6 protein-coding genes are annotated in these 5,849 nt (G+C 67.7%); 2 read left to right on the top strand and 4 right to left on the bottom strand.

Annotation, left to right across the window (positions count from 1 at the left end; translation table 11 throughout):
* Together BGN95_RS21325 and proS are read right to left on the bottom strand one after the other, a co-directional pair.
* The coding region (locus BGN95_RS21325; protein WP_286773935.1) for a hotdog fold thioesterase at nucleotides 1–259 on the bottom strand (259 nt) is incomplete at its 3' end.
* Nucleotides 259–1,791 carry a proline--tRNA ligase gene (gene proS, locus BGN95_RS21320; RefSeq protein ID WP_286773934.1) on the bottom strand — a complete coding sequence of 511 codons (1,533 nt, stop codon included), beginning with the start codon at nucleotides 1,789–1,791 and terminating at the stop codon, nucleotides 259–261. The genes proS and BGN95_RS21325, both read right to left, overlap by 1 nt.
* Before the next feature lie 233 nt (nucleotides 1,792–2,024).
* Here proS and BGN95_RS21315 point away from each other — a divergent pair, with 233 nt between their 5' ends.
* Together BGN95_RS21315 and BGN95_RS21310 are read left to right on the top strand one after the other, a co-directional pair.
* Complete coding sequence (locus tag BGN95_RS21315; protein WP_286773933.1) at nucleotides 2,025–2,933, top strand: DMT family transporter; 909 nt, start codon at nucleotides 2,025–2,027, stop codon at nucleotides 2,931–2,933.
* A 45-nt stretch (nucleotides 2,934–2,978) separates the two neighbouring features.
* Nucleotides 2,979–4,727 (top strand): DUF885 domain-containing protein, encoded by a 1,749-nt coding sequence (locus BGN95_RS21310; RefSeq protein WP_286773932.1) that lies wholly within the window; start codon nucleotides 2,979–2,981, stop codon nucleotides 4,725–4,727.
* 121 nt (nucleotides 4,728–4,848) lie between these two features.
* On the opposite strand, the gene mobA is transcribed toward BGN95_RS21310, so the two are convergent.
* Together mobA and BGN95_RS21300 are read right to left on the bottom strand one after the other, a co-directional pair.
* Nucleotides 4,849–5,361, bottom strand: coding sequence for a molybdenum cofactor guanylyltransferase (mobA, locus tag BGN95_RS21305; protein ID WP_179512305.1), 513 nt, complete (start codon nucleotides 5,359–5,361; stop codon nucleotides 4,849–4,851).
* Nucleotides 5,358–5,849 (bottom strand): formate dehydrogenase accessory sulfurtransferase FdhD (locus BGN95_RS21300; protein ID WP_286773931.1); only part of this gene is annotated, 492 nt, incomplete at its 5' end. The genes BGN95_RS21300 and mobA, both read right to left, overlap by 4 nt.

Below are 5,849 nucleotides of genomic sequence, written 5' to 3'. Positions count from 1 at the left end.
TCTCCAGCCCCACCGTCACCTTGCCCTCGGGCACCGCCATGAAGCCGGCGACCGAGGCGACCGTCTCCGCCAGCGCCACCGAAGCGCCGCCGTGGAGCCGTCCGAACGGCTGGTGGGTGCGCGCGTCGACCGGCATCCGCGCGCGCATCCAGTCATCGCCATAATCGGTAAATTCGATCCCGATCAGCCCCGGCAGCGCGTTGGTGCCGAGCGCGGTGAGCTGCGCGAGATCGACCGGCTGGGTCCAGATCGCCGCCATCAATAAGCCCTCCCGATCAGCACGCGCTCGACCGCCGGCGCCCCGGTGAAGATGCACGCGCCGTCGGTCGCGCCCTGATCCACCGGGGCGTTGCGGATCGTGAGCTTGAGCGCCTTCAACCGCTCGACCACCTGATCGAGCGCCGCGCCGGTCGGCCGCGACCAGGCGACATCGGCCCAGCCCGGCTTGGCCGCGCTCTCGACGAACATCGCCTCCACCCCGGCCCAATCGTCGACGCGGGTGATATTGGCCTCGAGCCGCGCGCGCGCTTCGGCGTGGAGCCCGGACTGGATCTCCTCCAGCAGCGCCGCCGCCGCGCCGACGAAATCGTCGCGCGCGATGACGCGGCTGTCGAGCTTGCCGTCCTCGCGATACAGCCGGTCGCGGCGCAGCACCGAGACATTGCCGCCGGCGACATCGCGCCCGCCGACCTCGATTACGATCGGCGCGCCCTTCTTCACCCAGCCCCAGCGCTTGTTGGCCGCCTTGGCCTGTTTGAGATCGAGCAGCGCGCGTACCGGCTCGCCCAAAGCGGAAAGCTTCGCCAGCTCGCCCTGCAGCCCGCGGCAATAATCGACGATCGCCTCATCCTCCGGCTGATCGCGCAGCATCGGGACGATTACGATCTGCCACGGTGCGATCTTCGGCGGCACGCGCAAGCCGTCGTCGTCGCCGTGGACCATGATGATGCCGCCGATCATGCGGGTCGACACGCCCCAGCTCGTCGTATTGGCGAATTCGAGCTCGCCCTCGGCATTCTGGAAGCGAATGCCCTGCGCATGCGCGAAATTGGTGCCGAGGAAGTGCGAGGTGCCGGCCTGCAGCGCCTTGCCGTCCTGCATCATCGCCTCGATCGAATAGGTCGCGACCGCACCGGGGAAACGCTCGTTCTCCGGCTTCTCGCCCGCTACCACCGGCAAGGCGAGATCGTCCTCGGCGAAGCTGCGATAGACCTCCAGCATACGCTGCGTCTCCTCGCGCGCCTCATCGGCGCTGGCGTGGGCGGTATGCCCTTCCTGCCACAGGAATTCGGCGGTGCGCAGGAACATGCGGGTGCGCATTTCCCAGCGGACGACATTGGCCCATTGGTTGATCAGCACCGGCAGGTCGCGCCACGATTGCACCCAGCGCGCGAAGGCGGTGCCGATCACCGTCTCGCTCGTCGGGCGGACGACGAGCGGCTCCTCCAGCTTGGCCTCGGGATCGGGGACGAGCCCGCCCTTGCCGTCCGCCACCAGCCGGTGATGCGTGACGACCGCCATCTCCTTGGCGAAGCCGTCGACATGCTCGGCTTCCTTTTCGAAATAGGAAAGCGGGATGAACAAGGGGAAATAGCAATTTTCGTGGCCGGTCGCCTTGATCCGATCATCGAGCAGCCGCTGGATGCGTTCCCAGATGCCATAGCCCCACGGGCGGATCACCATGCAGCCGCGCACGCCCGATTCCTCGGCCATGTCGGCCTCGGCGACGACGGTCTGATACCATTGCGCGAAATCGCCGTCGCGCGTGACGGAAAGGGCGTGCTTGATCATAACGCGCGCGCTTACCGTGCGTTGCCGCGTTCGTCACCTGCGGACTTGTTCGCCCCGGCCGCAGGCAGATTCAGACCGACGGTTCCCAACCGTCATGCCCGGCTCGACCCGGCATCCAGAGTCTCGGGAAGGTGTTTGTGGCTCTGGATGCCGGGTCAAGCCCGGCATGACGGCATGAATTTCTAGAACCTCGTCCGTTGTGTTCTCACAGCCGGTGCGGCACTGGCGATCGCATGGGGAGCGGGGATCACCAGCATGTCGCGCGCGCGATCGGGCTGCGGCTGACCTCCGCGGCGCTGTTCGCGGGCATGAGCGCGCTGATCAAGCTCGCCGAGGCGCAAGGCGCGACGCTCGCCGAGATCATGTTCTGGCGCCAGTTCATCGCGACACTGCTGGTGCTGGCGATCGTCGGCGTCGGGCCGGGGTTCGGCTCGCTCGCCACGCAACGGCTCGGCGCGCATATTTTGCGCTGCACGCTCGGCCTCGCCTCGATGACGCTCAATTTCGCCACGGTGATGCTGCTCCAGCTCGCCGAGGCGACGACATTGGGGTTTTCGATGCCGATCTTCGCAACGATCCTCGGCGCGTTCATCCTCCACGAGCCGACCGGCTGGCGGCGCTGGGCGGCGGTCTTCGCAGGATTCGTCGGGGTGATGATCGTCACCCAGCCGGGGAGCGGGCATATCCCGCCGCTCGGCGTCGCGACCGGCCTCGGCGCGGCCTTGCTCAGCGCGATCGTCTCGATCCTGTTGCGCACGATCGGCAAGACCGAAAGCGGGCTGACGACGGTCTTCTGGTTTTCGGCGCTGTCGCTGGTGCCGCTCGGCGCGATCTATCCGTTCTTCGCTCAGGCGCATGATGCGCGCGGCTGGGGGACGCTGCTCGCGATCGGGCTGCTCGGCGGCGCGGCGCAGATCGCGATGACGCGCTCGCTCCATCTGGGGCAAGTCAGCGTGGTGGTGCCGATGGATTACACTGCCTTGCTATGGGCGACCCTGCTCGGCGGGTTGCTGTTCGATCACCTGCCCACTCCGGCGACCTGGATCGGCGCGCCGCTGATCATCGCCTCCGGCCTCTACATCGTATGGCGCGAACATCGCCGCCGCGTCGAGGAAACCCGGCTTGCGATGACGCCGGGCTGAAGCCCCGGGTTGAAGCAACGCCGCGCTTCGGCCACGATCGCTGACATGCGTTCCATCCTTGCTCCGGCAGCTATGCTGCTGATCGCCGCGGCCCCAGCGCCCTCGCCCACCCCCCCGACCGCCGACACGCGCTTCGACCGGATCTGGCAGGACGAATGGGCGTGGCGCGAGAAGGAGGGGATTGCCGATCACGCCCCCGGCACGGTCGAGGCGCATATCGCGGATGATTCGGCCGCGGCGCACGCCCGCCGGCTCGCTTATTGGCGCGACGTGCTGACGAAGCTCGATGCGATCGATCCCAAGACGCTCTCGCCCGATACGCTGACCGACTGGCAGGTCTATCGCGCGCAGATCGCCAGCCAGGTTGACGACGAGACGTTCCGCGAGTTCGAAAAGCCGGTCAACGGCGATAGCGCTTTCTGGTCCGATCTCCAGGGCGTCGCGCGGGGCAATTTCGCCAATGGCGAGCGTGATTACCGCAACTATCTGTCATGGCTCGGCGATATCCCGGGCTTCTTCGCGCAGGAGACCGACAATATGAAGGCCGGGCTTGCGCGCGGCTTCACCCCGCCCGCGGTGGTGATGCAGGGGCGCGAGAAAGGCGTGGCGGAAATCGCCGGCGCGACCGATCCGACCAAAGTCTCTTATTACGAGCCCTTCACCAAATTGCCCGCCACGATGCCCGCGGCGACGCAGGAGGCATTGCGCGCCGCCGCGCGCAAGGTGATCGCCGATCAGGTGATCCCGGCACACCAGCGACTGCTGGCGTTTCTCCAGCAAAGCTATTTTCCGGGGCTGACCAAGCAACTCGGCGCGGACAAATATCCCAACGGCGCGGCTTATTACCAAAGCCGCATCCGCGTTTACACGACGACCGACCTGACCCCCGATGCGATCCACCAGCTCGGGCTCGCGGAGGTCGCCAAGATTCGCGCCGAGATGGAAAAGGCCAAGGCCGACGCCGGATTCAAGGGCGATCTCCCTGCCTTCCTCACTTTCATCCGCACCGATCCGCAATTCCACCCGACCACCGGGGATCAGTTGCTCAAGGAAGCGGCGTGGCATGCCAAGCGCTTCGACGGCATGGCCGCGAAATGGTTCGGCCGGCTGCCGCGCCAGCGCTTCGCGATCATCGAGGTGCCGCCACAGATCGCGCCTTATTACACCTCGGGGCGCGGCGGGCCGGGGGTCTATCTGGTCAACACCTATGACCCGCAATCGCGCTCGCTGCCGCAGCTTCCCGCGCTGACGCTCCACGAAAGCGCGCCGGGCCATGCGTTCCAGATGCCGCTCGCGGCGGAGAACAAGGCACTCAAGCCGTTCCGCCGCAACAGCTATATCTCGGCGTTCGGCGAAGGCTGGGCGCTCTATTGCGAGCGGCTGGGCGACGAGATGGGCTTCTATCGCACGCCTTATGAGCGGTTCGGGATGCTCTCCTACCAGATGTGGCGCGCGGCGCGGCTGGTGGTCGATACCGGGATCCACACCAAGGGCTGGACGCGCGAACAGGCGCAGCAATTCCTGCGCGACAATACGGCGCTGCCCGAGCGCGAGATCGTCTCCGAGGTCGATCGCTATATCGGCTGGCCGGGGCAGGCGTTGAGCTATTATCTCGGCGAGCTGACGATCCAGAAGGTGCGCGCCAAGGCCGAAAAGGCGCTCGGGCCGAAATTCGACATCCGGCATTTCCACGATACCGTGCTGTCGCTCGGCTCGGTCCCGCTGCCGGTGCTCGAAGCGCGAATCGATCGCTTCATCGCCGAAGGCGGCCCTTCGCCCTATCCTGAAGGTTGACCGCCGTACTTTATTCTTCGTCATTCCCGCGAAGGCGGGAATCCATTCGCGCTGAGGTTGCGTTCTAAGCCGATAGGCCAGCCAGAATGGATCCCCGCCTGCGCGGGGATGACGGTGATAGTCAGGCGCGCGCCAAGGCCGCCAGATCCTCGGGCCGGTTGATATTGGCGATCTCCGGCGCGTCGACCCGCACCGCCCCGATCGCCGCACACCACGCGCGCATCGAGCGGTCCGGGTCCGCCCGCAATCGCGCCGCCAGCGCATCGCCAAGCCCCGCCGGCCAGCACCCGATGATCGGCGTATCCGCGACGAACGCCGCGCCCGGCGCTGCAGCCAGCCTCGCCAGCACCTCCGCCGGGACGAACGGCGTATCGCACCCGATCGTCAGCACCGCCGCGAACCCCCGCGCCTCGGCATAGCGCAGCGCCCCGCATATCCCGCCGAGCGGCCCCAGCCCCGGCGCCGGGCAATCGGCGATCCCCTCCGCCCCCGACAACGCGACCTCGGCGACGAACGGCGCCAGCGTCGCCCGCGCGTGATCCGCCAGCGCGACGCCGCCGAGCAACGCGCGTGCCTTGTCGCTGCCGAATCGGCGCGACTCGCCCCCGGCGAGCACCACGCCGAGCAGTTTCACGCCTCCACCTCGAGCATCGCATCCGGCCGCGCGAGCACGGTGAGCTTGAGCCCGCAATCCCGCGCCCGCGCGATCGCGAGGCTAGTCGGCGCGGAGATCGTCACGAGCTGCGGGCATTGCGCCAGCGCCGCCTTCTCGACCAGTTCATAGGAGCAGCGCGAGCTGAGCAGCGCGAACCCGCCGTCCCAGTCCGCCCCGGCACGCAGCATCGCGCCGATCAATTTGTCGAACGCATTGTGCCGCCCGACATCCTCGCGCACCGCCACCAACCTGCCGTCGGCGGCGACCCGCGCGGCGGCGTGAACCGCCCCGGTCGCGCGGTTGAGCGGCTGATGTGCCCGCAATGTCGCCAGCGCGGCGAAGACCGCCCCGTCCGTCGCGCGCGGCGTCGCCTTCACCGGCGGCAACGGACGGATCGCCTGCGCCAGATTCTCGATCCCGCACAGGCCGCACGAGGATTCCGACACGCGATGCCGCGCCCGCTCCAC

The sequence above is a fragment of the Sphingomonas sp. 66-10 genome (genome assembly GCF_001897045.1).
Lineage (GTDB): Bacteria > Pseudomonadota > Alphaproteobacteria > Sphingomonadales > Sphingomonadaceae > Sphingomonas > Sphingomonas lycopersici.
The sequence above is the reverse complement of the archived record's forward strand: the minus strand, read 5'-3'. Positions and strand labels throughout refer to the sequence as shown.

What these genes read in the sequence shown, in the direction of transcription:
- BGN95_RS21315 (WP_286773933.1), top strand. Translation starts at nt 2,025, where the DNA reads ATGGGGAGCGGGGATCACCAGCATGTCGCGCGCGCGATCGGGCTGCGG.
- proS (WP_286773934.1), bottom strand. Translation starts at nt 1,791, where the DNA reads ATGATCAAGCACGCCCTTTCCGTCACGCGCGACGGCGATTTCGCGCAA.
- BGN95_RS21310 (WP_286773932.1), top strand. Translation starts at nt 2,979, where the DNA reads ATGCGTTCCATCCTTGCTCCGGCAGCTATGCTGCTGATCGCCGCGGCC.